The sequence below is a fragment of the Streptomyces sp. NPDC001108 genome (assembly GCF_053598535.1).
The window spans coordinates 387,520-412,416 of record NZ_JBSFKL010000002.1 but is presented as its reverse complement, the minus strand read 5'-3'; the positions used below and the strand labels follow the sequence as shown (position 1 = coordinate 412,416).

Annotated in this window: 18 protein-coding genes; 13 read left to right on the top strand and 5 right to left on the bottom strand. The window is 69.0% G+C overall.

Translation table 11 applies throughout. The annotated features are described in order from the left end of the window. Positions 1-41: 41 nt before the first annotated feature. The 7 genes from ACWC97_RS06665 (at position 42) to ACWC97_RS06635 (ending at position 11,153) form a co-directional block, all read left to right on the top strand. Entirely contained in the window at positions 42-2,288 is a 2,247-nt protein-coding gene (locus tag ACWC97_RS06665) for an ABC transporter family substrate-binding protein (protein WP_450647813.1), read from the top strand. 560 nt (positions 2,289-2,848) lie between these two features. Continuing rightward, positions 2,849-4,753, top strand: coding sequence for a translational GTPase TypA (gene typA, locus ACWC97_RS06660; protein WP_352273312.1), 1,905 nt, complete (start codon positions 2,849-2,851; stop codon positions 4,751-4,753). Positions 4,754-5,277: 524 nt separating this feature from the next. After that, positions 5,278-6,921, top strand: a complete 1,644-nt coding sequence (locus ACWC97_RS06655) for a peptide ABC transporter substrate-binding protein (protein WP_352273311.1) — start codon at positions 5,278-5,280, stop codon at positions 6,919-6,921. Positions 6,922-7,072: 151 nt separating this feature from the next. Next, positions 7,073-7,999, top strand: a complete 927-nt coding sequence (locus tag ACWC97_RS06650; RefSeq protein WP_352273310.1) for an ABC transporter permease — start codon at positions 7,073-7,075, stop codon at positions 7,997-7,999. Next, positions 7,992-8,936 carry an ABC transporter permease gene (locus ACWC97_RS06645; RefSeq protein ID WP_352273309.1) on the top strand — a complete coding sequence of 315 codons (945 nt, stop codon included), beginning with the start codon at positions 7,992-7,994 and terminating at the stop codon, positions 8,934-8,936. The genes ACWC97_RS06650 and ACWC97_RS06645 overlap by 8 nt, the downstream gene beginning before the upstream one ends. 14 nt (positions 8,937-8,950) lie before the next feature. Then, the gene (locus ACWC97_RS06640; protein WP_352273308.1) at positions 8,951-10,009 is read left to right on the top strand and encodes an ABC transporter ATP-binding protein; all 1,059 of its coding nucleotides are present in this window, start codon (positions 8,951-8,953) and stop codon (positions 10,007-10,009) included. Next, the gene (locus ACWC97_RS06635) at positions 10,002-11,153 is read left to right on the top strand and encodes an ABC transporter ATP-binding protein (RefSeq protein WP_352273307.1); all 1,152 of its coding nucleotides are present in this window, start codon (positions 10,002-10,004) and stop codon (positions 11,151-11,153) included. Before ACWC97_RS06640 ends, ACWC97_RS06635 begins: the two co-directional genes overlap by 8 nt. Before the next feature lie 178 nt (positions 11,154-11,331). Here the strand turns inward: ACWC97_RS06635 and ACWC97_RS06630 are convergent, their stop codons facing one another. From ACWC97_RS06630 to ACWC97_RS06610, 5 genes are all read right to left on the bottom strand, one after another. Next, entirely contained in the window at positions 11,332-12,408 is a 1,077-nt protein-coding gene (locus ACWC97_RS06630; protein WP_352273306.1) for an ABC transporter ATP-binding protein, read from the bottom strand. A gap of 26 nt (positions 12,409-12,434) precedes the next feature. Beyond that, positions 12,435-13,460: an ABC transporter ATP-binding protein gene (locus ACWC97_RS06625; RefSeq protein ID WP_352273305.1), complete on the bottom strand. Its 1,026-nt coding sequence runs from the start codon at positions 13,458-13,460 to the stop codon at positions 12,435-12,437. 11 nt (positions 13,461-13,471) lie between these two features. Next, on the bottom strand, positions 13,472-14,452 hold the full coding sequence (locus ACWC97_RS06620) for an ABC transporter permease (RefSeq protein ID WP_450647809.1): 981 nt from the start codon (positions 14,450-14,452) through the stop codon (positions 13,472-13,474). A gap of 87 nt (positions 14,453-14,539) precedes the next feature. Next, positions 14,540-16,321, bottom strand: a complete 1,782-nt coding sequence (locus ACWC97_RS06615) for an ABC transporter substrate-binding protein (protein WP_450647807.1) — start codon at positions 16,319-16,321, stop codon at positions 14,540-14,542. Positions 16,322-16,392: 71 nt separating this feature from the next. Continuing rightward, positions 16,393-17,421, bottom strand: a complete 1,029-nt coding sequence (locus ACWC97_RS06610; RefSeq protein ID WP_450647805.1) for an ABC transporter permease — start codon at positions 17,419-17,421, stop codon at positions 16,393-16,395. A 495-nt stretch (positions 17,422-17,916) separates the two neighbouring features. Here ACWC97_RS06610 and ACWC97_RS06605 point away from each other — a divergent pair, with 495 nt between their 5' ends. The 6 genes from ACWC97_RS06605 to ACWC97_RS06580 all read left to right on the top strand — a co-directional run bounded on the left by ACWC97_RS06605 (position 17,917) and on the right by ACWC97_RS06580 (position 24,883). Beyond that, positions 17,917-19,548: a peptide ABC transporter substrate-binding protein gene (locus tag ACWC97_RS06605; RefSeq protein ID WP_450647803.1), complete on the top strand. Its 1,632-nt coding sequence runs from the start codon at positions 17,917-17,919 to the stop codon at positions 19,546-19,548. A 124-nt stretch (positions 19,549-19,672) separates the two neighbouring features. Further along, positions 19,673-20,596: an ABC transporter permease gene (locus ACWC97_RS06600; protein WP_352273300.1), complete on the top strand. Its 924-nt coding sequence runs from the start codon at positions 19,673-19,675 to the stop codon at positions 20,594-20,596. Further along, complete coding sequence (locus ACWC97_RS06595) at positions 20,589-21,563, top strand: ABC transporter permease (protein WP_450647801.1); 975 nt, start codon at positions 20,589-20,591, stop codon at positions 21,561-21,563. Before ACWC97_RS06600 ends, ACWC97_RS06595 begins: the two co-directional genes overlap by 8 nt. A gap of 13 nt (positions 21,564-21,576) precedes the next feature. Beyond that, complete coding sequence (locus ACWC97_RS06590) at positions 21,577-22,554, top strand: ABC transporter ATP-binding protein (protein ID WP_352273298.1); 978 nt, start codon at positions 21,577-21,579, stop codon at positions 22,552-22,554. Continuing rightward, positions 22,544-23,767, top strand: coding sequence for an ABC transporter ATP-binding protein (locus ACWC97_RS06585; RefSeq protein WP_450647798.1), 1,224 nt, complete (start codon positions 22,544-22,546; stop codon positions 23,765-23,767). The genes ACWC97_RS06590 and ACWC97_RS06585 overlap by 11 nt, the downstream gene beginning before the upstream one ends. A gap of 108 nt (positions 23,768-23,875) precedes the next feature. Continuing rightward, positions 23,876-24,883, top strand: coding sequence for a hypothetical protein (locus ACWC97_RS06580; RefSeq protein WP_450647796.1), 1,008 nt, complete (start codon positions 23,876-23,878; stop codon positions 24,881-24,883). The last annotated feature ends 14 nt before the right edge of the window (positions 24,884-24,897 follow it).

The following is a 24,897-nucleotide window of genomic DNA, read 5'->3' as shown; positions in this document are numbered from 1 at the left end:
ACGGGCGGGCCGGACCGGGCCGGCCCCGGAGGTAACCAGCCATGTCCCACCTCGGCGTCCCGTGGGGGACGGCCCGCACGCGCCGCTCCCTCGCGCTTCTCACCACCGGTGTGCTGGCCTTCCCCCTGCTGGCCGGCTGCGACTCCGGCGACGGCTCCACCGCCGGTCCCGACATCGCCGTCGTGGACCGGAACCGGATCGCCGACGGCGGCACGGTCGACTGGGCGGTCGACGCGCTGCCCACCACCCTCAACGCCTTCCAGGCGGACGCCGACGCCACCACCGCCCGGATCACCGGCGCCCTGCTGCCGACGCTCTTCCCGCTGGACGCCCGGGGCGAGCCGCAGCCCGATCCGGACTACCTGGAGTCCGCGAAGGTGATCGAGCGCGAGCCCCGCCAGGTGGTGCTCTACCGCCTCAACCAGCAGGCGGTGTGGAGCGACGGCCGGCAGATCGGGGCCCCCGACTTCCTCGCCCAGTGGCGGGCGCTCAGCGGCCGCGACAGCGCGTTCTGGACCGCCCGCAACGCCGGCTACGACCGCATCGACAGGATCGAGCGCGGCGCCGACGACCTTGAGGTGCGGGTCACCTTCAACCGGCCGTACGCGGACTGGCGCTCGCTCTTCTCCCCGCTGTACCCGAAGGAGGTGACCGGTTCCCCGGACGCCTTCAACGACGGATCCCGCACCACGCTCCCGAAGACCGCCGGGCCCTTCCGGCTGGGCGGCGTCGACAGGAAGGCGGGCGAGGTCACCCTCGCCCGCAACCTCCGCTGGTGGGGGAGCCGGCCCAAGCTGGACGCGCTGGTCTTCCGGGCCGTCGCACCCCGGGACCGGGCCGCCGCGCTCGCCGAGGGCCGGGTCGACGTGGCCGACATCGACGCCGCCGCGGACCGCCGGATCACCCGGGCCGTCCGCGACCGGGCGAAGGGCCGCCCGCCCCTCGCGATGGGCCCCGGCGCGGCGGCGGACCCGGCGGCGGCCCTCCGCTCCTGGGCCGTGGCCCACGGCTCGGACCCGGCGGCGGCCGCCGCCGAACGGACCGCCAGGGCGAAGGCGCGGGCGGAGGCCGAGGCGTACGCCGCCGAGCAGAAGACGCTGAGCGGCTACGTGGTGCGCAGGTCGCTGGAGCCCGCCTACACCCAGCTCGCGCTGAACGGCGAGTCCGGGCCGCTGGCGGACGACCGGGTGCGCCGGGCGGTCGCCCGCGCCCTGGACCGCCAGGAGTTGGCGGAGACCGTGCTGCGCCCGCTCGGCCTGCCCGCCCGGCCGGTCGGCAGCCACCTGGCGCTGGCCGGCCAGCCCGGCTACCAGGACGGCAGCAGGGCGCTCGGCGACCAGGACACCGGGCAGGCCCGGGCGCTGCTGGCCGAGGCGGGCTGGACGCGGGAGGGCGCGGCCCACCCGGACGCCGGCACCAAGGCGGGCAGCGAGGCCGGGCGGCAGGGACCCGAGGCGGACCCGGACGGCGACGGGACCGACGACGGCACGGACGGGGCCGACGACGGCAAGCCCGGCGACGGCGAACCGTTCGACGGCGTCGGGCACGTCCTGGCCACCGCCCCCGCCGCCGCGTTCCACAGCGCCGTCCTGCTGCGCCAGGCCGGCGCCCTCACCGCCTCCGCCGGGGACGCCCCCGTCCGGGACGACCGGCCCGGCGGCGCGGTCGGCGCGTACGCCCCGCCGGGCACCGCGGCCCCCGCGCGGGCGACGGGGCCCCGGCCCGGACCGCTCGGCAAGGACGGCAAGCCGCTGAGCCTGCGCTTCGTCCTGCCGTCCGGCCCCGGCTCGGAGCAGTTGCGGGGGGTGGGCGACCGGATCTCGGCGATGCTGGAGGAGATCGGCATCCGTACGGAGATCGTCAAGGTCCCCGACGAGAGCTACTTCCGGGACCATGTCGCCGCCGGTGACTACGACCTCGCGCTGTACTCCTGGCCGGCGACCGCCTACCCGGCCACCGACGACCGGCCGATCTTCGCCAAGCCGGTGCCCGCCGCCGACGGCTCGCTCCAGGTCGAGCAGAACTACACCCGCGTCGGCACCGACCACATCGACCAGCTCTTCGACCGGGCGGTCGCCGAGCTCGACGAGTCCGCCGCCCGGGAGCTGATGAAGCAGGCCGACGCCCGGATCTGGGCCGCCGCCGGGTCCATCCCGCTCTACCGGCGCCCGCAGCTGGTCGCGGTCGACCGGAAGCTGGTGAACGTCGGCGCCTTCGGCTTCGCCGCCCCCCGCTACCAGGACATCGGCTTCGAACGGCCCCAGGCCGCCAAGGCCGGCAGCGAGTAGAAGAAGCACCAGGTCAGCCGGGCGGACGCCGGCCGTCCGCAACCTCAGAAAAGGCTCAAATCCCTTGCCCGCCGCCTTGCCCCGCGGGCAAGGTCGGCCCGGGGCCCTCACCCGATGGACAGGGTCCCTTGCCCGTTGACCCGGGCGGCCGCTCGCTCCCCCCACCTCCAGGAACCGCGCCGGGGCCCCAAACCCCGGTCTCCCGGAGACATCCGCTCCGGAGCCCCACCTCCGAAGCCGCGCAGAATCCGGGCCCGTCCCGGGACGGGCCCACGTCCCCCATCGCGCCCCCGTGCCGCGTCCCCGGTGAAATCCGCCGGAAGACCCGGCCACGGGGGCGCGAACGTGCGGCCGACGAGGCGATCCGCCCGCCGCGTCCGCGCCGGTCGGGGCGGCCGTTCCCCGGCCCGGGGGAGCCCCCGGCCCTTGCCCGGGAAGCCGCTGGGGCCCCGGGCCCGTACCATGGGACGAGCCGTGGCGTGTCCGCCCGGTGGGCGTACGAGGACTCGAGACCGACTTAGACGCCTGATCCCACGATCCGAGAGAAGCGCAAGCCACCCATGCCCACGCGCCATGACATCCGTAACGTAGCCATTGTTGCCCACGTCGACCACGGCAAGACGACCATCGTCGATGCCATGCTCAAGCAGGCCGGGGCGTTCGCCGCCCACCAGCTGGAGTCCGTCGACGACCGCGTCATGGACTCGAACGACCTGGAGCGTGAGAAGGGCATCACGATCCTCGCCAAGAACACGGCGGTGAAGTACCACCCCAAGGACGGCGGTGCGCCCATCACGATCAACATCATCGACACCCCGGGCCACGCCGACTTCGGCGGCGAGGTCGAGCGCGGTCTGTCGATGGTCGACGCGGTCGTGCTGCTCGTGGACGCCTCCGAGGGCCCGCTTCCGCAGACCCGCTTCGTGCTCCGCAAGGCCCTCCAGGCCCGGATGCCGGTGATCCTCTGCATCAACAAGACGGACCGCCCGGACTCCCGGATCGACGAGGTCGTCAACGAGACCTACGACCTCTTCCTCGACCTGGACGCCGACGAGGAGCAGATCGAGTTCCCGATCGTCTACGCCTGCGGCCGTGACGGCATCGCGTCCCTCACCAAGCCGGAGGACGGCACCGTCCCGGCCGACTCCACCAACCTGGAGCCGTTCTTCACCACCATCCTGGAGCACGTCCCGGCCCCGACGTACGAGGACGACGCGCCGCTCCAGGCCCACGTCACCAACCTCGACGCCGACAACTTCCTCGGCCGTATCGCGCTGCTCCGCGTCGAGCAGGGCGAGCTGCGCAAGGGCCAGACGGTCGCCTGGATCAAGCGCGACGGCACCGTGTCCAACGTCCGCATCTCCGAGCTGATGATGACCGAGGCGCTCACCCGCAAGCCGGCCGAGGTGGCGGGCCCCGGTGACATCTGCGCCGTGGCCGGTATCCCGGACATCATGATCGGCGAGACGCTGGCCGACCCGGAGAACCCGGTGGCGCTGCCGCTGATCACGGTCGACGAGCCCGCGATCTCCATGACCATCGGTACCAACACCTCGCCGCTGGTCGGCCGCGGTGCCACCGGCAAGGGCGCCGACGCCAAGGCCGTCGTCAAGGACCGCAAGGTCACCGCCCGCCAGGTCAAGGACCGCCTGGACCGCGAGCTGATCGGCAACGTCTCGCTCCGCGTCCTGGACACCGAGCGCCCCGACGCCTGGGAGGTGCAGGGCCGCGGCGAGCTGGCGCTGGCCATCCTGGTCGAGCAGATGCGCCGTGAGGGCTTCGAGCTGACCATCGGCAAGCCGCAGGTGGTCACCAAGGAGGTCGAGGGCAAGACGTACGAGCCGGTCGAGCGCATGACCGTCGACGTGCCCGAGGAGCACATGGGCGCCGTCACCCAGCTCATGGGCGTCCGCAAGGGCCGGATGGACAACATGTCGAACCACGGCTCCGGCTGGGTCCGCATGGAGTTCGTCGTGCCCTCCCGCGGCCTGATCGGCTTCCGTACCGAGTTCCTGACGCAGACCCGCGGCACGGGCATCGCCCACTCGATCCACGAGGGCCACGAGCCGTGGTTCGGCACGCTGACGACCCGCAACAACGGTTCGCTGGTCGCCGACCGCTCCGGTGCGGTCACCGCCTTCGCGATGACCAACCTCCAGGAGCGCGGTGTGCTCTTCACCGACCCGGGCACCGAGGTCTACGAGGGCATGATCGTCGGTGAGAACTCGCGCGCCGACGACATGGACGTGAACATCACCAAGGAGAAGAAGCTCACCAACATGCGCTCCTCCTCCGCCGACTCCTTCGAGGCGATCGTGCCGCCGCGCAAGCTCTCCCTGGAGCAGTCCCTGGAGTTCTGCCGCGACGACGAGTGCGTCGAGGTGACCCCGGAGGCCGTGCGTATCCGCAAGGTCGTCCTGGACCAGAAGGAGCGCGGCCGCACCGCGTCGCGCGCCAAGCGCTGATCCGTCGCGGGCGCCGGGAGCGCCCGCACGGTCAACGGGGCCCGGCCCGCCGTCGGTTGACGGAGGCCGGGCCCCTTCGTATGCCGTAGCGCGCATGGTCGGGCGGGGACCGGGGGAGAAGGATGTGCGACCGCAACCGCGCACTGTTGGCGGTGTGCTGTCAAGCAGGCGGTACACGCCCCTGTCCAGTTGTTTTCCCCGGCGATCCGTCCGCATATCGATCGTCGCTCTCCGAAAGCTGCGTTAACGGTCCGTTTCGAGCGTGTCTGTCTGGGATCGCTTTGTCCGGATTTCGGGCAATCGCTCTTCTGTGATGTTGTTAAAACGAGACCCTTTAAGTGTGGTTTACGGCCCGGTCGTACTTAATAGTTGGCTCCATTGAGCTCGGGTCAATGGGTCACGCACTGTGGGGAGTGCCGACTCACGAGCACACTAGGGGCACTGAACGATCACCGTCAGGGGTGTCGGTGTATCACTCCAGTGCCCTTCTTGTAGTCAAAAGTGGACTCATGAGGAGGAAACCCATGCGTGGTGCCAAGAGCGCCAAGTGGGTCGCGGGTGCGGCCATCATCGCCCTGGCCGCGACTGCCTGTGGCGGTAACGACGACGGTGGCGACAAGGCCATGAACTCGGGCAAGGCGGACCCGAACGGGATCCTGACCGCCCAGCTCGGCGAGCCGCAGAACCCGCTCCAGCCGGCCAACGCCAAGGAGAGCCAGGGCAGCCGCGTCCTGCGCACCATCTTCTCCGGCCTGGTCGACTACGAGCCCGGCACCGGCAAGCTCGTGAACGTCAACGCCGAGTCCGTGACGCCCAACGCCGACTCGTCGGTCTGGACCGTGAAGCTCAAGCCGGGCTGGAAGTTCCACGACGGCACCGCCGTGACCGCGAAGTCCTACGTGGACTCCTGGAACTGGTCGGCCAACGTCAAGAACAACCAGACCAACTCCAGCTGGTTCCAGGACATCAAGGGCTACGAGGACGTCCACCCGGAGAAGGGCTCCCCGAAGTCGGACAAGATGTCCGGTCTGAAGGTCGTCGACGAGAACACCTTCACCATCACGCTGACCGGCCCGGTCTCGTACTTCGCGTACAAGCTCGGTTACGACGTCTGGGCGCCGCTGCCCGAGTCCTTCTTCAAGGACCCGGCCGCCGCCGGCCAGCACCCGATCGGCAACGGCCCCTACAAGTTCGTCTCGTGGGACCACAAGAAGCTGATCAAGGTTCGCAAGTTCGACGACTACCAGGGCCCGAACAAGGCCAAGAACGGTGGCATCGACTTCAAGAACTACACCACCGCCGACGCCGCCTACTCGGACCTCCGGTCGAACAACCTCGACTGGATCGAGCAGGTCCCGACGACCGCGCTGACCAGCTACAAGCAGGACCTCGGCGACCGCGCCATCGACGCCGAGTACTCCGCGGTGCAGTCGATCGTCCCGGCGTTCTACACCAAGCAGTTCAAGGACATCGACCCCAAGGTCATCCAGGGTCTGTCGATGGCGATCGACCGTGACACGATCACGAAGACCGTCCTCCACGGCACCCGCACCCCGGCCGACTCCTTCGTCGCCCGCGGCGTGCTCGGCTACAAGCCGGGCGCCCTCGGCGACGTCGTGAAGTACGACCCGGCCAAGGCCAAGAAGATGATCGAAGAGGGCGGCGGCGTCCCCGGCAACAAGATCTCGATCCAGTTCAACGCCGACCAGTCCCACAAGCCGTGGGTCGACGCGGTCTGCAACAGCATCCGCAAGGCCACCGGTGTCGAGTGCGTCGGCGACTCCAAGCCGGACTTCCAGGCCGACCTGAACGCGCGTGACAACAAGCAGGTCAAGTCCATGTACCGCGGTGGCTGGGTGCTCGACTACCCCGTCAACTCGAACTTCATGCGTGACCTGTACGGCACGACCGCCGCGGGCAACACGTCGGGCTACTCCAACAAGGAGTTCGACAAGCTCGCCTCGGACGCCGACAAGGCCAAGACGCTCGACGACACCGTGAAGATGTACCAGGAGGCCGAGCAGCTCCTGAAGAACGACATGCCGGCCATCCCGCTGTGGTTCTACAAGGTCAACTCGGGCCAGTCGACCAACGTCTTCGGCAAGATCGTTTACGGCCAGGACGGCGACCCCATCTTCACCGACGTCCAGGTGAAGGCCAAGAAGTAACTTTCGGGATCCGACGGCCGGTTCCGTCGCTCCTCATCGGAGGAGCGACGGGCCGGCCCGTAGGCGTCGGCCCCGGGGCTTCTCCCCCACACCCCGCGGCGGAGACAACTCTGAGTAGGCCATCGCCGACCCCTCACGGCATGGAGGCATGATGGGGCGTTACGTCGCAAGGCGACTGCTCCAGATGATCCCGGTTTTCATCGGGACCACTCTGATTATTTTCCTCATGGTCCACATCCTTCCCGGTGACCCCATCCGGGCGATGTGGGGAGACAAGGCGGCAGACCCCGCACAGGTCGCGTCGCTGCGCCATGAGTTCGGACTCGACCAGCCCCTGTGGAAGCAGTACGTCGACTACATGGGCAATCTCTTCCAGGGCGACTTCGGCAAGACCTTCGGTGGTCGCCAGGTCATCGACGAGATGTCCGAGTCCTTCCCGGTGACCCTGCGGCTGACCGCCGTAGCCATGATCATCGAGATCATCGTCGGCATCGGGCTCGGCGCCTGGGCCGGTCTGCGGGCCGGCAAGGCCGCCGACACCGGCGTGCTGATCTTCACCCTGATCGTCATCTCGATCCCGGTGTTCGTGCTCGGCTTCCTCGCCCGCTTCGTCCTCGCGGACCAGCTCGGCTGGGTGGCACCGAACGTCCAGGACTCGACGGACTACGCGCAGTTGTTCCTGCCGGGCTTCGTGCTCGCCATGCTCTCCATGGCGTACGTGGCACGGCTGACCCGCACCACCTTCGCGGAGAACCTGCGCGCCGACTACATGCGCACCGCCATGGCCAAGGGCCTGCCGCGGCGCCGCATCGTCGGTGTCCACCTGCTGCGCAACTCGCTGATCCCCGTCGTCACCTTCCTGGGTACCGACGTCGGCGGCTTCATCGGCGGCGCGGTCGTCACCGAGGGCATCTTCAACGTCCAGGGTGTCGGAAACCTGCTCTTCAAGGCGCTGCAGCAGCGCGAGGGCTCCACGATCGTCGGCGTCGTCACGGTCTTCGTCCTCGTCATCCTTGTGATCAACCTGCTTGTCGACCTGCTGTACGCGGTCCTGGACCCGAGGATCCGGTATGCCTGACGCGACCAAGACCCAGACCGAAGCGGTGGCCGAGGCCACCGCGGCGCCCGCGGCCGACGCCAAGAAGCAGGACAAGCCGCGCAGTCTCTGGGGCGACGCCTGGTTCGACCTGCGTCACCGTCCGATGTTCTGGATCTCCTCGATCCTGCTGGTCGTGCTGCTGGTCATCGCGGCGTTCCCCGGTCTGTTCACCGGTGCGGACCCGCGCGACGGCGACCTGACCAACCACTTCCTGACCAAGCCGGAGCTGGGGCACTTCTTCAAGCCCGACTGGTTCGGCTACGACGGTCAGGGCCGCTCGATCTACGCCCGTGTCATCTACGGCACCCGCGCCTCGATCCTGGTCGGCGTCGGCGTCACCGCCGCCGTCACCCTGGTCGGCGGTCTGCTCGGCATGCTCGCCGGCTACTTCGGCGGCTGGCTCGACTCGATCATCTCCCGGATCACCGACATCTTCTTCGGCATCCCGTTCCTGCTCGGTGCGATGGTCGTCCTGAACGCCTTCACCGACCGCAAGGTCTACGTGGTGATCCTGGCCCTCGCCTTCCTGGGCTGGACCTCGATCTGCCGAGTGATGCGCTCCTCCGTCATCACCGCCAAGCAGGCGGACTACGTGACGGCCGCCCGCGCCCTCGGCGCCGGCACCCCGCGCATCCTCTTCCGCCACGTCCTGCCGAACGCGCTCGCCCCGACCATCGTCGTGGCCACCATCGCGCTCGGCGGCTACATCTCGGCCGAGGCGACGCTCTCGTTCCTCGGGCTCGGCCTCGCCGACCCGACGATCTCGTGGGGCATCGACATCGCCGAGGGCAGCCAGGCCATCCGCGACAACCCGCACGCGCTGCTGTTCCCCGCCGGAATGCTCAGCCTCACGGTCTTCGCGTTCATCATGCTCGGCGACGCGGTCCGCGACGCCCTCGACCCGAAGCTGCGCTGAGGAGGGCGTACGACGTGACCATCATGGACAAGACAGCAGACAGCCCGGCGCCCCGCTCCGGGGCGTCGGACAGCGCACCGCTCCTCGAAGTGCGTGACCTCCACGTGGAGTTCCACACCCGTGACGGCGTCGCCAAGGCCGTCAACGGTGTGAACTACAAGGTGGACTCCGGGGAGACCCTCGCCGTGCTCGGCGAGTCCGGCTCCGGCAAGTCCGTGACCGCCCAGGCGATCATGGGCATCCTCGACATGCCGCCCGGGAAGATCCCGCAGGGCCAGATCCTCTACCGCGGTCAGGACATGCTGACCATGAGCAACGAGGAGCGGCGGAAGATCCGCGGCCAGAAGATCGCCATGATCTTCCAGGACGCGCTCTCCTCGCTGAACCCCGTGCTCTCGGTCGGCTACCAGCTCGGCGAGATGTTCCGGGTCCACCAGGGGCTCTCCCGCAAGGAGGCCAAGGCCAAGGCCATCGAGCTGATGGACCGGGTCAAGATCCCCGCCGCCACGCAGCGGGTCAACGACTACCCGCACCAGTTCTCCGGCGGTATGCGCCAGCGCATCATGATCGCCATGGCGCTGGCGCTGGAGCCGGACCTGATCATCGCGGACGAGCCGACCACCGCGCTCGACGTGACGGTCCAGGCCCAGGTCATGGACCTGCTCAAGGAGCTCCAGACGGAGTTCAACATGGGCCTGATCCTGATCACCCACGACCTCGGCGTCGTCGCCGACGTCGCGGACAAGATCGCGGTCATGTACGCGGGCCGGATCGTCGAGACCGCGCCGGTGCACGAGCTGTACAAGCGCCCCGCGCACCCGTACACCCGCGGCCTGCTCGACTCGATCCCGCGGCTGGACCAGAAGGGCCAGGAGCTCTACGCGATCAAGGGCCTGCCGCCCAACCTGCTCAAGATCCCCTCGGGCTGCGCCTTCAACCCGCGCTGCCCCAAGGCGGAGGACGTCTGCCGCACGGAGATCCCCAAGCTGGTCACGGTGACCGAGCAGGACGGCTCCGAGCTGCCCGGCCGCGGCAGCGCGTGCCACTTCTGGAAGGAGACGATCCATGGCTGAGAACGACAAGACGGACGGTTCCATGGACGCCACCCCGAACGTCACCGAGGTCGTCGCGGTGGACGCCACCGACGACACGGCGGCGGTCGCCGCGATCGAGGCGCCGGTGGAGCGCGGCGAGCCGATCCTCCAGGTGCGCAATCTGGTCAAGCACTTCCCGCTGAGCCAGGGCATCCTGTTCAAGCGCCAGGTCGGTGCGGTCAAGGCCGTGGACGGGGTCTCCTTCGACCTCTACCAGGGCGAGACCCTCGGCATCGTCGGTGAGTCCGGCTGTGGCAAGTCCACCGTCGCCAAGCTGCTGATGACGCTGGAGACCGCCACCGCGGGCGAGGTCTTCTACAAGGGCCAGGACATCACCAAGCTGTCCGGCCGCGCGCTGAAGGCGGTCCGCCGGAACATCCAGATGGTGTTCCAGGACCCGTACACCTCGCTGAACCCGCGCATGACGGTCGGCGACATCATCGGCGAGCCCTTCGACATCCACCCCGAGGTGGCCCCCAAGGGCGACCGGCGGGCCAAGGTCCAGGAGCTCCTGGACGTCGTCGGCCTCAACCCGGAGTACATCAACCGCTACCCGCACCAGTTCTCCGGCGGCCAGCGCCAGCGCATCGGCATCGCCCGCGGCCTCGCGCTCAACCCGGAGATCATCATCTGCGACGAGCCGGTCTCCGCGCTCGACGTGTCGGTGCAGGCGCAGGTCATCAACCTGATGGAGAAGCTCCAGGACGAGTTCAACCTGTCCTACGTCTTCATCGCGCACGACCTGTCGATCGTCCGGCACATCTCCGACCGGGTCGGCGTGATGTACCTCGGCAAGATGGCCGAGATCGGCACGGACACCGAGATCTACGACCACCCGACGCACCCCTATACCCAGGCGCTGCTGTCGGCGGTCCCGGTCCCGGACCCCGAGGCCCGTGAGCGCGGCGAGCGGATCATCCTCACCGGTGACGTCCCCTCGCCGGCGAACCCGCCGTCCGGCTGCCGCTTCCGCACCCGGTGCTGGAAGGCCCAGGACAAGTGCTCCACGGAACTGCCGCTGCTGGCCGTTCCCGAGCGCTTCAAGGGCTCCGACACCCCCGCGGCGCACGAGTCGGCCTGCCACTTCGCCGAGGAGCGCGACGTCGTGGGCGCCGCCTCGTAGCCACGCGCCCGCAGCACACCGAAGCGCCCGGAACCGATCGGTTCCGGGCGCTTCTCTCTTCTCCATCGGGACCGGGTACGCGGGTGGCTCGGGTCAGGGGCGCCCGCGCCCGGTTCCTCGGGGCCGGCGGGCCCGGGGCCGGACCGGTCGGGTCCTGGCCCCGGGCCCACCGGGAGCGTCAGGCCTTCTCGTCGGACCCGGACCCGGAGGCGGGCCCGGAGGCGGCTTCGCGGGCCTTGGGGACGGACCCGGTGGTCCGGGTGTCCTCCGGGTAGTGGCAGGCCGTCAGGTGGCCCTCACGGCTGCCCTCGATCCGCACCAGCGGCGGAGCCTCGGTGGCGCACTTGTCCGTCGCCTTCCAGCAGCGGGTGCGGAAGCGGCAGCCGGACGGCGGGTTGACGGGGGAGGGGACGTCGCCGACGAGCCGGATCCGCTCCTGGGCCGGGGTGTCGTCGGCGGAGGCCTCCGGCACGGCCGAGAGCAGCGCACGGGTGTACGGGTGGCGCGGGTTGCCGTACAGGTCCTCGCGGTCGGCGATCTCCACGATCCGGCCGAGGTACATCACCGCGACGCGCTGCGAGAAGTGCCGTACGACCGCCAGGTCGTGGGCGATGAACAGGAAGGCGATCCCGAGCTCCTTCTGGAGCTTCTGGAGCAGGTTGACCACCTGCGCCTGGATCGACACGTCCAGAGCCGAGACCGGCTCGTCCGCCACGATCAGCTTCGGCTCCAGGGCGAGCGCGCGGGCCACCCCGATGCGCTGGCGCTGGCCGCCGGAGAACTCGTGCGGGAAGCGGTTGTAGTGCTCCGGGTTGAGCCCGACGATCTCCAGCAGCTCCCGCACGCGCGCCTCGCGGCCGCCCGCCGGCTCGATGCCGTTGATCTCCATCGGAGCCGTGATGATCTTGCCGACCGTCTGCCGCGGGTTCAGCGAGGCGTACGGGTCCTGGAAGATCATCTGGATCTCGGAGCGGACCGGGGCCAGCTCCTTGCGCGAGGCGTGCGTGATGTCCTGCCCGCGGTAGGAGATCCGGCCGGCCGTCGGCTCCAGGAGCCGGGTGATCAGCCGGCCCGTGGTCGACTTGCCGCAGCCGGACTCGCCGACCAGGCCCAGGCTCTCGCCCTCGGCGACGGTGAAGTCCAGTCCGTCGACCGCCTGCACCGCCCCGACCGTCCGCCGGATCGGGAAACCGGCCTTGATCGGGAAGTGCTTGGTGAGTCCGGAGACGTCCAGGAGGGGATCTGTGCTGCTCATGGTGGGGAAGTCCCGTCTCTTGTACGTCAGTTGGCTCGGGTGCCGGTGAAGTCCGCGAAGAACTCGGCACGCTGCTCGGCGGTGAGATGGCAGGCGGAGCCGCGCCCGGCGGTGATCTCCAGCGACGGCTGCTCGCTCGCGCAGCGCCCGCCGCCCACCTGCTCGGTGAAGGAGCACCGGGGGTGGAAGCGGCAGCCGCTCGGCGGGTTGAGGAGGCTCGGCGGGGTGCCGGGGATCGGCGACAGCGGTACGTCGACCGGGCCGTTGAGACTCGGCATCGAGCTCAGCAGACCCAGGGTGTACGGGTGCTGCGGGGCGCGCAGCACCTCCTTCTTCGTACCGCGCTCCACGCAGCGGCCGCCGTACATCACCAGCACGTCGTCGGCGACGTCGGCGATGACGCCGAGGTCGTGGGTGATGAAGATGATCGACGTGCCGGTCTCCTGTTGGAGGTCCTTGAGCAGGTCGATGATCTGGGCCTGCACGGTGACGTCCAGCGCGGTCGTCGGCTCGTCCGCGATCAGCAGCGCCGGGTCGCAGACCAGCGCCATGGCGATCATCGCGCGCTGGCGCATGCCGCCGGAGAACTGGTGCGGGTAGTCGTCCACCCGCAGGTCGGGCTGGGGGATGCCGACCTTGGTCAGCATCTCGACGGCCCGCGCCCGGGCCTCCTTCTTGGAGGCGCCGGTGTGCTTGCGGTACGTCTCGCCGATCTGTCGGCCGATGGTGTGGTACGGCGACAGCGAGGCCAGGGCGTCCTGGAAGATCATCGCCATCTTGTTGCCGCGCAGCCGCTCCAGCTCCCGCTCGGAGGCGCTGAGCAGGTCCTGCCCGTCGAGCAGGATCTCGCCCTCGATCTCGGTGTGGTCGGGGTGGTGCAGGCCGAGGATGGTCAGGTTGGTCACCGACTTGCCGGAGCCGGACTCGCCGACGATGCCGAGGGTCCTGCCCTTCTCGACGTCGAAGGAGAGGCCGTCGACGGCCTTGACCATGCCGTCCTCGGTGGAGAAGTGCACGCGCAGATCGCGTACGGAGAGGAAGGGGGTGCTCATTGGATCTCTCCCTAGGCGAGGCGGACGCGCGGGTCGATGAGGGCGTAGACGGCGTCGACGATGATGTTGAAGACGACGATCGCCGCTGCCGCGACCAGGACCACGCCGAGGATCATCGGAAGGTCGTTGTCGTAGACGGCCTTGATCGAGAGGGCGCCGATCCCGTGCAGACCGAAGGTCTTCTCGGTGATGATCGCGCCGCCGAGCAGGACGCCGATGTCGAGGCCGAAGATGGTGACGATCGGGCCCATGGCGCCGCGCCAGGCGAACTTGAAGAACACCGTCCGGCGGGAGAGGCCCTTGGCGCGCGCGGTGCGCACGTAGTCCTCGCTCAGCGTCTCCACCAGTTGGGAGCGGGTCATACGGGTGTAGTTGGCGGTGAAGATCAGCGCCAGCACCAGCCAGGGCAGCAGCAGCCCGGTGAACCAGCCGGCCGGGTCCTCGCTGAGCGGGACCTCCTTGGGGCGGCTCATGAGGTGCCACTGGTCCGCGAGGTAGTACATCGCGATGACGCCGACGAAGTAGATCTGCATCGACGAGCCGACCAGCGAGGCCGAGGACGCGATCTTGTCCAGCCACTTGCCCTGCTTGACCGCGGCGAGCATGCCGGTGCCCACGCCGAAGATCACGAAGACGAACGCGCTGCCGACGGAGAGGGAGAGCGTCGTGGGGAGGCGGTCGATGATGGTGCCGACGACCGGCTCACGGTTGGTGAAGGAGTAGCCCAGGCACGGGGCCGGGCAGTGGCCGAAGGAGCTGTAGTCCCGGCCGACGAACACGCCCTGGAGCCAGTGCCAGTACTGCACCGGCAGCGGATCGGCGATGCCGAGGTTGTGCCTGACCAGTGCCAGTGTCTCGGGTGTGCACACCTTGCCACAGGCCACGCGGGCCGGATCGCGGGGCGCGACGTAGAAGAGGACGAATGTGATGACACTGATGATCAGCAGGATGACCAGTGCGCCGATAGCCCGGCGGATGAGGAAGCGGAACATGGCGATGGGTTTCCCTGGCAGGCGCCGACGAGGGGGAGTGGAGCGGGCGGGGCGCCACGCGGGCGCCCCGCCCCGGGAGTGTCGGCGTCAGGCCTTCACGTACAGCTTGTAGCTGACGGCCGAGGAGTACAGCGGGTGGAACATCGCCCCGCCGATCTTCTCGCCGTAGAGGTAGAAACGGCGCTGGTACGTCTCGGGGATGATCGGCGCCTCCTCCGTCATGATCCGCTTGTCCAGCGCGGCCCAGGCCTTGCCGGCCTCGTTCGGGTCGGCGATCGCGACGTTCTTCTTGATCGCCGCGTCGACCCAGTCGACCTTCAGCTGGGAGATGTTGTTCCCGCCGTTGGCGACCGTGCCGCCGTCGAACAGCGGCTGCATCAGGGTGTAGCCGGTCGGCCAGTCCGGGGCCCAGCCGAACCACATCACGTCGAACTTGTTGTCGATCTGCTGGATCTGGTCGTAGTAGCTGGTGGCGTCCAGCGGCTTGATGACCGGGTCGAAGCCGGCCGCCTTGAGGGCGTTCTCGATGACGACCTTGGTCTTGTTGTACGTGTTGCCGACCGGGAAGGCGTAGACGATCTTCTGGCCCTCCTTGCCGGCCTCCTTCAGCAGCTTCTTCGCCGCCTCCGGGTCGCCCTGCGGCTTCTTCAGCTTGCCGTAGACGTCGTCCTTGGCGTAGCCGACGATGTCGGGGCTGAGGATGGAGGAGGCGTAGTCACCGGCCGACGGGCCACCGTAGATCTTGCGGATCTGCTCCAGCGGCCAGGCGTGGATCAGGGCCTGGCGGACCTTCAGGTCGGTGATCCGCGTGGTGTTGATGGCGTAGTAGTAGATGCCGCTCAGCAGGCCGTTGAAGGTCCGCTTCTTCAGCTCCGGGTCGGTGAGGACCTTCTGGATGCGCTCGGCCGGGACACCGCTGTAGGCCATGTACGCGTACTGGTCGTCGCCGTTGTTGGCGATCAGGCGGTCGGCGGCCTGGAGCGACTCGGGGCCGAACTCGTAGGTGAAGCTGTCCGGGTACGCGTTGCGGATCGAGTCCGTGTTGGGGTCCCAGTGCGGGTTGCGGACCAGCGTCATCGACTTGTCGATGGAGTGCGTCTTGATCCGGTACGGACCGCAGCTCACCGGGTCCTTGTCGTACTTCTCCTTGGTGTCGCCCTTGACCGGGACGGCGCCGTAGGAGGTCATCGCCAGCGTGAAGTTGAGGTCCGGGCGGGCCTCGGCCAGCTTGAAGGTGATCGTCTTGGCCTTGGCGTCGGTGACCACCGAGTCGAGGTGCTTGCCGCTGAACGGGCCCTTGTACTTCGAGCGGAAGCTGGAGGTGCCCGTCAGCGCGCCCTGGACGTAGCCGGCGCCCTCGGTGGTGAAGCTGGCGAAGCCGCGCTCGATGCCGTGGCGCACGTCCTCGACGGTGAGCTCCTTGCCGTCCTCCCACTTCAGACCGTCCTTCAGGGTGAAGGTCCAGGTCTTGCCGTCGTCGGACATGGTGCCCGCGTCGGTGGCGAGGTCGCCGACGAGCTTCATCGAGCCGTCCGCGGCGATCTTGTAGCCGGTCAGGCAGCGGATGACGAGGTCACCGAACTGGGAGTTCCAGGAGTAGTAGATCCGCTGCGGGTCCAGGTGCGAGAAGTCGCTCGGCGCGAGGCCGTTGATCGTGCCGCCCTTCTTGGCACCCGGGATCTCGGGGGCGGGACCGGTGGAGTCGGCCTTCGTGCCGACGACGACCGAGCCGGTGTACTTGTCGGCACCGCCGTGTCCGGCACCGCCGCCCTTCTTGGCCGTGCTGCCGCTGCTGCACGCGGAAAGGAGCATCGATCCGCCGGCCGCGACCGACGTGGCGATGACGAAGTTTCTGCGGGAAAGGGACATGGCTTCCTGCTCTGGTCGATGGAGAAACGATCAATCCGGCGAGCCCCGTCGCCCGCCGGAGGAAGTGCGGTTCAGCGCTTGGTCTTCGGGTCCAGTGCGTCACGCACCGAGTCGCCCAGCAGGTTGAAGGCGATGACGAAGATCACCATCGAGACGCCGGGGAAGAGCATGAACGTGATGTCGCTCTGGTAGACGTCCGATCCGCGCTGGATCATCACGCCCCAGTCGGGCGTCGGGTCGCTGAGACCGACGCCGAGGAAGGCGAGTCCCGCCTCGGCGGTGACGTACATCGGCAGCGCGAGCGTGGCCTGGATCAGGATCGGCGTCCAGAGGTTCGGCAGCAGCTCCTTGAAGATGATGCGTGCCGGAGACGCTCCCGTGACCTTGGCGGCCTCGACGAACTCGCGCTCGCGCAGGGCGAGTACCTCGCCGCGCAGCAGGCGGGCGATGGAGGCCCAGCCGAACGCGGTCATCACCGTGATGAGGCTGACGACGACCAGCCAGATCGGGGTGTTCTCCTCCGGGGAGACCAGGATCGACAGCATCACCGGCCAGAAGGCGATGAAGAAGAGCGTGGAGGGGAAGGCCAGCAGGATGTCGATGACCCGGCCGATGAAGTAGTCCGTCTTCCCGCCCAGGTAGCCCGCGGTGATGCCGATGATGATGCCGAACAGGGTCACCAGCAGGGTCGTCGCGGTGGCGATGAGCAGCGAGTTGCGGATGCCGTAGAGCAGGAAGGTGAAGACGTCCCGGCCGAGCGAGGGTTCGATACCGAACCAGAAGTCGCCGCTGATACCGCCGTTGGGCAGGACCGGTGAGCCGAAGTCGTCCAGCAGCCCTTCCTGGTTCTGCCCGTACGTCGTGTACGGGTCCTTCCCGTAGAGCTTCGCGATCAGCGGCGCGGCGATGCCGATCACGAAGAAGAAAATGACCACATAGGCCGAAATCACGCCCGTGCGGTCGCGCTTGAAGCGCAGCCAGGCCATCTTGCCCGGCGAACGGCCGGCGTCGCCCTTGGTCGCGGCGGGGGTTGCCGCGGGGCGAGGGGTCTCGTCCTCCGCCTCAACGGAGGTGGCGGCTTGTGGCGTTGGAATCGTCATGGTGCTCCTGGCCCGGAGGGTCGAAGGACTCCGCAGGGCAACACCTACGGGCTACCGGGACTTTTTCAACGCAATTCATGCAGGGTCAATGAATGTCCGACGCCCTTGGCACGCTCTTTGGAAAGTTTGCCAATCCATGACTAAAGCAAGGGGGTGTCTTTGCTTCCACTTGGCTTTTTCGGCGGTGCGAACGCGGCTTAATGGGTGAACTCCGGCAATGAGTCCGATATGCGGGCGCTGTTGTCTCGGAATGCGTACATCGGATCAGACCGACTCGCGGTCGATGCGCATTCGATGCACGGCTGTTACCGGGCCGCTGCCGCCGACCCTCGCGTACCGGTCGTACGCCGGTCCGTGCGCGTGGAGCGGAATCGCTCGCAGTGTGCCACTCGGCATCGAGTGCGACGCGCCCGAATGGGTGGGATAGAGGTGCATGACGTCCCTTGTGCGGTGATATTTGCCCTAAGTGAGACGAGCACTACGAGGAGGCACTCCATGCGCGGAGCCACACGGGCCAGGTGGGCCGCATGCGCGGCGGTCGTCGCGCTGGCCGCGACGGCATGCGGCGGCGGGGGCAGCAGCAGTGGCGGCAGTGGCGCGAACGGCATCGTGAGCTCGTCCTGGGGTGACCCGCAGAACCCGCTGGAACCGGCAAACACCAACGAGGTCCAGGGCGGCAAGGTCCTCGACATGATCTTCCGGGGGCTCAAGCGGTACGACCCGAAGACCGGCGCCGCCACCAACATGCTCGCCGAGAAGATCGACACCAAGGACAACCAGAACTTCACGGTCACCGTGAAGGACGGCTGGACCTTCAGCAACGGCGAGAAGGTCACCGCGAAGTCCTTCGTGGACGCCTGGAACTACGGCGCCCTGCTGAAGAACAACCAGAAGAACGCGTACTTCTTCGGCTACATCGACGGCTACGACAAGGTCCACCCCGCGTCCGGCAGCGCCGGCGCCACCTCGCTCTCCGGCCTCAAGGTCGTCGACGACCACACCTTCACGGTCAAGCTGTCGCAGAAGTTCTCCCTCTGGCCCGACACCCTCGGCTACCCGGCCTTCGCCCCGCTGCCCAGGGCCTTCTTCACCGACCACGCCGCCTGGATCTCCAAGCCGATCGGCAACGGGCCGTACAAGGTCGACACGTACACCAAGGGCTCCTCGATGAACCTGCGCAAGTGGGACGGGTACCCGGGCGAGGACAAGGCGGTCAACGGCGGCATCGACCTCAAGGTCTACACCGACAACAACACCGCCTACACGGACCTGACGGCCGGCAATCTCGACCTCGTCGACGACGTGCCCGCCTCGCAGCTCAAGAACGTCAAGTCCGACCTCGGCGACCGCTACATCAACACCCCGGCCGGCATCATCCAGACCCTCGCCTTCCCCTTCTACGACAAGAAGTGGGACACCCCCGGCGGCGTCAAGGTCCGTCAGGGCCTGTCGATGGCGATCGACCGGAAGCAGATCACCGACCAGATCTTCCAGAAGACCCGCACCCCCGCCTCGGACTGGACCTCCCCGGTCCTCGGCGAGAAGGGCGGCTTCAAGGAGGGACTGTGCGGCGCCCCCTGCACGTACGACCCGGCGAAGGCCAAGAAGCTGGTCGAGGAGGGCGGCGGCATCCCCGGTGGCCAGCTCAAGATCACGTACAACGCGGACACCGGCTCCCACAAGGAGTGGGTGGACGCCATCTGCAACAGCGTCAACCGGTCGTTGGGCAACAACCGGGCCTGCATCGGCGCCCCGGTCGGTACCTTCGCCGACTTCCGCAGCCAGGTCTCCCAGCAGAAACCGACCGGCGCCTGGCGGGCCGGCTGGCAGATGGACTACCCGCTCATCCAGAACTTCCTCCAGCCGCTCTACTACACCGACGCCTCCTCGAACGACGGCAAGTGGAGCAACAAGAAGTTCGACGACCTGGTCGACAAGGCCAACGCCGAGGCCGACCGGGCCAAGGCCGTCTCGACCTTCCAGGACGCGGAGAAGGTCCTCGCCGACCAGATGCCCGTCATCCCGCTCTGGTACCAGAACGGCAGCGCCGGCTACTCGGACCGGATCTCCGACGTGACGCTGAACCAGTTCAGCGTCCCGGTGTACGAGCAGATCAAGGTCAAGTGACCCGTCGGGGCCGGGCACCGGTGCCGACCGCGCACCGGCCGCCCGGCCCCCGGCACTTCGCCCCCCGGGGCCCGGACGACCCCCGGTCCCGCGCCCTCGAACCCCGCGACCCCCGGAGCCCCGCATGGGACGTTATGTGATCCGGCGGCTGCTGCAGATGATCCCGGTCTTCTTCGGCACCACGCTGTTGATCTTCCTCATGGTGAACGTGATGGGCGACCCCATCGCGGGTCTCTGCGGCGACCGCCAGTGCGACCCGGCGACCGCCGCCCAGCTCCGCTCGGAATTCGGCCTCGACAAGCCCGTGTGGCAGCAATACGCGACCTACATGGGCAACGTCTTCACCGGCGACTTCGGCACCGCGTTCAACGGGCAGAAGGTCACCGAGCTGATGGCCACCGCCTTCCCCATCACGATCCGGCTGACCATCGTGGCGATCGTCTTCGAGATCGTCATCGGCATCAGCCTCGGCGTCATCACCGGGCTGCGCCGCGGCCGCCCCGTCGACACCACCGTGCTCATCCTGACCCTGGTCGTCATCTCCATCCCGACCTTCGTCACCGGCCTCCTCCTCCAACTGCTGCTCGGCGTCGAGTGGGGCGTCATCAAACCCTCCGTCGCACCGGAGGCCCCCTTCAACGAACTGCTCGTCCCCGGGCTGGTGCTGGCCTCCGTCTCGCTGGCCTACGTCACCCGGCTCACCCGCACCTCGATCGCCGAGAACGCCCGCGCCGACTACGTGCGCACCGCCGTCGCCAAGGGGCTGCCGCAGCGCCGCGTCGTCGTACGCCACCTGCTGCGCAACTCGCTGATCCCGGTCGTCACCTTCATCGGCACGGACGTGGGCGCCCTGATGGGCGGGGCGATCGTCACCGAGCGGATCTTCAACATCCACGGCGTGGGCTACCAGCTCTACCAGGGCATCCTGCGCCAGAACTCCCAGACCGTCGTCGGCTTCGTCACCATCCTCGTCCTGGTCTTCCTGGCGGCGAACCTGATCGTCGACCTGCTGTACGCCGTACTCGACCCGAGGATCCGATATGCCTGAGCAGACACCGGGCGAGGCGATCTCGTCGGCCGGATCGGGCGGGGCGATGGACCTCGCCGTGGCGGAGGGCACCACCCTCGAAAAGGCGCCCGGCGGCCCTCCCGGCAGCGGACCCGCCCAGAAGCCCCGCAGCCTCTGGTCCGACGCCTGGCGCGACCTGCGCCGCAACCCGGTCTTCATCATCTCCGCGCTGGTCATCGTCTTCCTGGTCGTCATCTCGATCTGGCCCCAGCTCATCGCCGACCAGGACCCCCTCGACTGCGACCTCGCCAAGGCCCAGCAGGGCTCCCAGCCCGGCCACCCCTTCGGCTTCGACGGCCAGGGCTGCGACGTCTACACCCGCACCGTCTACGGGGCCCGGAACTCGGTCACCGTCGGCGTCTGCTCGACCGTCGGCGTCACCCTCCTCGGCGGCCTCCTCGGCGGCCTGGCCGGCTTCTTCGGCCGCTGGTCGGACGCCGTGCTCTCCCGCCTCACCGACATCTTCTTCGGCATCCCGGTGGTCCTCGGCGGCCTGGTCTTCCTCTCCGTGGTCACCAGCGCCACCGTCTGGCCGGTGATCGGCTTCATCGTCCTGCTGGGCTGGCCGCAGATCGCCCGCATCGCCCGCGGCTCGGTGATCACCGCCAAGCAGAACGACTACGTCCAGGCGGCCCGGGCCCTCGGCGCCTCCAACAGCCGGATGCTGCTGCGCCACATCGCCCCGAACGCCATCGCTCCCGTCATCGTCGTCGCGACCATCGCGCTCGGTACGTACATCTCGCTGGAGGCGACGCTCTCGTTCCTCGGCGTCGGGCTGAAACCGCCCGCCGTCTCCTGGGGCATCGACATCTCCGCCGCCTCCCAGTACATCCGCAACGCCCCGCACATGCTGCTCTGGCCCGCCGGGGCCCTGGCGGTCACCGTGCTCGCCTTCATCATGCTCGGCGACGCGGTGCGCGACGCCCTCGACCCCAAGCTGCGCTGAGGAGCCCGCTGCCATGTTGCTCGAAGTGCGCGATCTGCACGTGGAGTTCCACACCCGCGACGGGGTCGTCAAGGCCGTCAACGGCGTCGACTACTCGGTCGCCGAGGGCGAGACGCTGGCCGTGCTCGGCGAATCCGGCTCCGGCAAATCCGTCACCGCCCAGGCCGTCATGGGCATCCTCGACATGCCCCCGGGGCGGATCGCCGGCGGCGAGATCCTCTTCAAGGGCCGCGACCTGCTCACCATGAAGAAGGACGAACGCCGGAGGATCCGCGGCCAGGAGATGGCCATGATCTTCCAGGACGCGCTCTCCTCCCTCAACCCCGTGCTCAGCGTGGGGGAGCAGCTCGGCGAGATGTTCGTCGTGCACCGGGGGATGTCCCGCAAGGACGCGAAGGCCAAGGCCGTCGAACTGATGGACCGGGTCCGCATCCCGGCGGCCAGGGAGCGGGTCGGCAACTACCCGCACCAGTTCTCCGGCGGCATGCGCCAGCGCATCATGATCGCCATGGCGATGGCGCTGGAACCCTCGCTGATCATCGCCGACGAACCCACCACCGCCCTCGACGTCACCGTCCAGGCCCAGGTGATGGACCTGCTCGCCGAGCTCCAGCGCGAGCTGAACATGGGCCTCATCCTGATCACCCACGACCTGGGCGTGGTCGCCGACGTCGCCGACAAGATCGCCGTGATGTACGCGGGCCGGATCGTCGAGGCCGCCCCCGTCCACGAGATCTACCGGGCCCCCGCCCACCCGTACACCAAGGGCCTGCTCCGGTCGATCCCGCGCCTGGACCAGAAGGGGCAGGAGCTGTACGCCATCAAGGGCCTGCCGCCCAACCTGCTGCACATCCCGCCCGGCTGCGCCTTCAACCCGCGCTGCCCGCTGGCCCAGGAGGTCTGCCGGGGCGAGGTGCCGCCGCTGTTCGAGGTGGGCCCGCACCGCGAGAGCGCCTGCTACTTCTGGAAGGAGACGCTCGATGCGCGCTGACGAGGCGGCGGGCGGCCCCGCGCCGGCAACGGCCGTGCGGACCGGTGAGCCGATCCTGGAGGTCCGCGACCTGGTCAAGCACTACCCGATGACCCAGGGCATCCTGATCAAGAAGCAGGTCGGTGCCGTCAAGGCGGTCGACGGGGTCTCCTTCGACCTGGCCGCGGGCGAGACCCTGGGCATCGTGGGGGAGTCCGGCTGCGGCAAGTCGACCGTGGCCAAGATGCTGGTGCACCTGGAGCAGCCGACGGCCGGGGCGATCCGGTACAAGGGCGAGGACATCACCAAGCTCTCGGGCCGCGCGCTGAAGGCGGTCCGCCGGAACATCCAGATGGTGTTCCAGGACCCGTACACCTCGCTGAACCCGCGCATGACGGTCGGCGACATCATCGGCGAGCCGTACGAGATCCACCCCGAGGTCGCCCCGAAGGGGGAGCGGCGCCGGAAGGTCCAGGAGCTGCTGGACGTCGTGGGCCTCAACCCGGAGTACATCAACCGCTATCCGCACCAGTTCTCCGGCGGCCAGCGCCAGCGCATCGGCATCGCCCGCGGCCTGGCCCTGAACCCGGAGATCATCGTCGCCGACGAGCCGGTCTCCGCGCTCGACGTCTCCGTACAGGCGCAGGTGGTCAACCTGCTGGACCGGCTCCAGGCGGAGTTCAAGCTCGCCTACGTCTTCATCGCGCACGACCTGTCGATCGTCCGGCACATCTCCGACCGGGTCGGCGTGATGTACCTCGGCCGGATCGTCGAGACCGGCACCGACGAGCAGATCTACGAGCACCCCACGCACCCGTACACCCAGGCGCTGCTGTCGGCGGTCCCGGTGCCGGACCCCGCCGCCCGCGCGCACCGGGAGCGGATCATCCTGCACGGCGACGTCCCCTCACCGGCGAACCCGCCGTCCGGCTGCCGCTTCCGCACCCGCTGCTGGAAGGCGCAGGACCGGTGCGCGCTGGAGGTGCCGCTGCTCGCCGTGCCCGCCGTCTTCCGGCTGCTGCAGTCGCCGGCCGCCCACGACTCGGCCTGCCACTTCGCGGAGGAGAAGCGGGTGGTCCCGCCGGAGGGGCTGCTGGGAGTGTCCGCCCCGTCGGCCGCCGAGGACGTCACGGGGACGCCGGAGACGGCCGGGAAGCCGGAGACGCCGGAGGTTCCCGGGACACCTCAGGAGCCGGAGCCGCCGGACGGGCCCGGGGAGCCGGGGCGGGCATGACGCGTACCGGCCGGGAAGCCGCCAAGTCCTCCCGGCCGGTTGCCCGTTCGCGCACCACGCCGGTGCAACCCCTTGTCCGCCGGGCACCACGGTGTGAGTATCGCTCGGGTGATACTGACACGGGGGGCAAGGGTCACCGGCGCCGTCCTGTGCGCGGTGCTCGCGCTGATGGTCGCGGGCTGGATCGTACGGGACATCAACGCCGCTGACGACATCGGGCAGTTGGGGCAGCGATGGGCGGGCTTCTCCGACGCCCGGTTCACCATGCTGCCGACGACGTCGGCGTACGACCTGGTGCTGCTCGTGGTGTACGCCGTCGCGGCCGCCGTCGCCCTGCGGTCCTCGGCGGGCGCCACCACGCTGGTCGCCGTCGGCGTGGTCACGGTCGCGGTGCGGCTGCCCGGACTCTGGGGCATCGGCCCGTCCTGGTTGGACTCCCGGTTCTCCGACGAGCTGCGCACCCGTGCCCTGATCTGCGCCTTCGCCGCACTCGCCGCGGGCATCGCGCTGGTCATCACCGCCGGGGCGGGCCGCCGCCCCGTACAGGACTTCACCGAACGCCCACCGGCCCGGCCGGGTACGGGCGCCGGGGTGGTCGTCTTCCTGGGGCTCGGCGCGGCCGCTGCAGTGACGATCGGCTGGGAGATCCGCCAGCGGATCCGGAGCACCGACCTGCACCTGGGCATGTACCCCGACTGGTACCTGGGCGGGCCCCGGATCTTCCAGCCGCTGACGGACCCGCCGCCCGGCTGGTTCTCCGTCCTGCTGGCGCTGCTCTGCCTGTTCGCCGCGGTGAGCGCGGTCGTCCGCGCCGTGCACGCGCGGCCGTTCGCGCTGATCGCCGCCGCGCTGCTGCTGCTCGAAGGGGGCCTGAGCGTGGCCCGCTCGTTCCACTTCGATCTGCTCCAGCACTTCCTCGACCTGCGCGTCGAGAACGAACTGCTCGTGCTGACCGGCTTCTTCCAGGTGTTCCTCGGGGCCCTGACGCTGCTGGCGGCGGCCCTGCCGGGCCAGGTGCCGCCGGCGCCCGCGCCGCCGGGGCACGTACCGGGGTACGGGGCGCTGCCCGGTCCCTTCGGACCGCCGCCCCCGTCCCAGCCGCCGCCGGGCTGGTGACGGAGGCGCGGCCC

Excerpts from the sequence above, each read along its gene's own strand:
- ACWC97_RS06665 (WP_450647813.1), top strand. The coding sequence starts at position 42 with ATGTCCCACCTCGGCGTCCCGTGGGGGACGGCCCGCACGCGCCGCTCC.
- typA (WP_352273312.1), top strand. The coding sequence starts at position 2,849 with ATGCCCACGCGCCATGACATCCGTAACGTAGCCATTGTTGCCCACGTC.
- ACWC97_RS06655 (WP_352273311.1), top strand. The coding sequence starts at position 5,278 with ATGCGTGGTGCCAAGAGCGCCAAGTGGGTCGCGGGTGCGGCCATCATC.
- ACWC97_RS06650 (WP_352273310.1), top strand. The coding sequence starts at position 7,073 with ATGGGGCGTTACGTCGCAAGGCGACTGCTCCAGATGATCCCGGTTTTC.
- ACWC97_RS06645 (WP_352273309.1), top strand. The coding sequence starts at position 7,992 with ATGCCTGACGCGACCAAGACCCAGACCGAAGCGGTGGCCGAGGCCACC.
- ACWC97_RS06635 (WP_352273307.1), top strand. The coding sequence starts at position 10,002 with ATGGCTGAGAACGACAAGACGGACGGTTCCATGGACGCCACCCCGAAC.
- ACWC97_RS06630 (WP_352273306.1), bottom strand. The coding sequence starts at position 12,408 with ATGAGCAGCACAGATCCCCTCCTGGACGTCTCCGGACTCACCAAGCAC.
- ACWC97_RS06625 (WP_352273305.1), bottom strand. The coding sequence starts at position 13,460 with ATGAGCACCCCCTTCCTCTCCGTACGCGATCTGCGCGTGCACTTCTCC.
- ACWC97_RS06620 (WP_450647809.1), bottom strand. The coding sequence starts at position 14,452 with ATGTTCCGCTTCCTCATCCGCCGGGCTATCGGCGCACTGGTCATCCTG.
- ACWC97_RS06615 (WP_450647807.1), bottom strand. The coding sequence starts at position 16,321 with ATGTCCCTTTCCCGCAGAAACTTCGTCATCGCCACGTCGGTCGCGGCC.
- ACWC97_RS06610 (WP_450647805.1), bottom strand. The coding sequence starts at position 17,421 with ATGACGATTCCAACGCCACAAGCCGCCACCTCCGTTGAGGCGGAGGAC.
- ACWC97_RS06605 (WP_450647803.1), top strand. The coding sequence starts at position 17,917 with ATGCGCGGAGCCACACGGGCCAGGTGGGCCGCATGCGCGGCGGTCGTC.
- ACWC97_RS06600 (WP_352273300.1), top strand. The coding sequence starts at position 19,673 with ATGGGACGTTATGTGATCCGGCGGCTGCTGCAGATGATCCCGGTCTTC.
- ACWC97_RS06595 (WP_450647801.1), top strand. The coding sequence starts at position 20,589 with ATGCCTGAGCAGACACCGGGCGAGGCGATCTCGTCGGCCGGATCGGGC.
- ACWC97_RS06590 (WP_352273298.1), top strand. The coding sequence starts at position 21,577 with ATGTTGCTCGAAGTGCGCGATCTGCACGTGGAGTTCCACACCCGCGAC.
- ACWC97_RS06585 (WP_450647798.1), top strand. The coding sequence starts at position 22,544 with ATGCGCGCTGACGAGGCGGCGGGCGGCCCCGCGCCGGCAACGGCCGTG.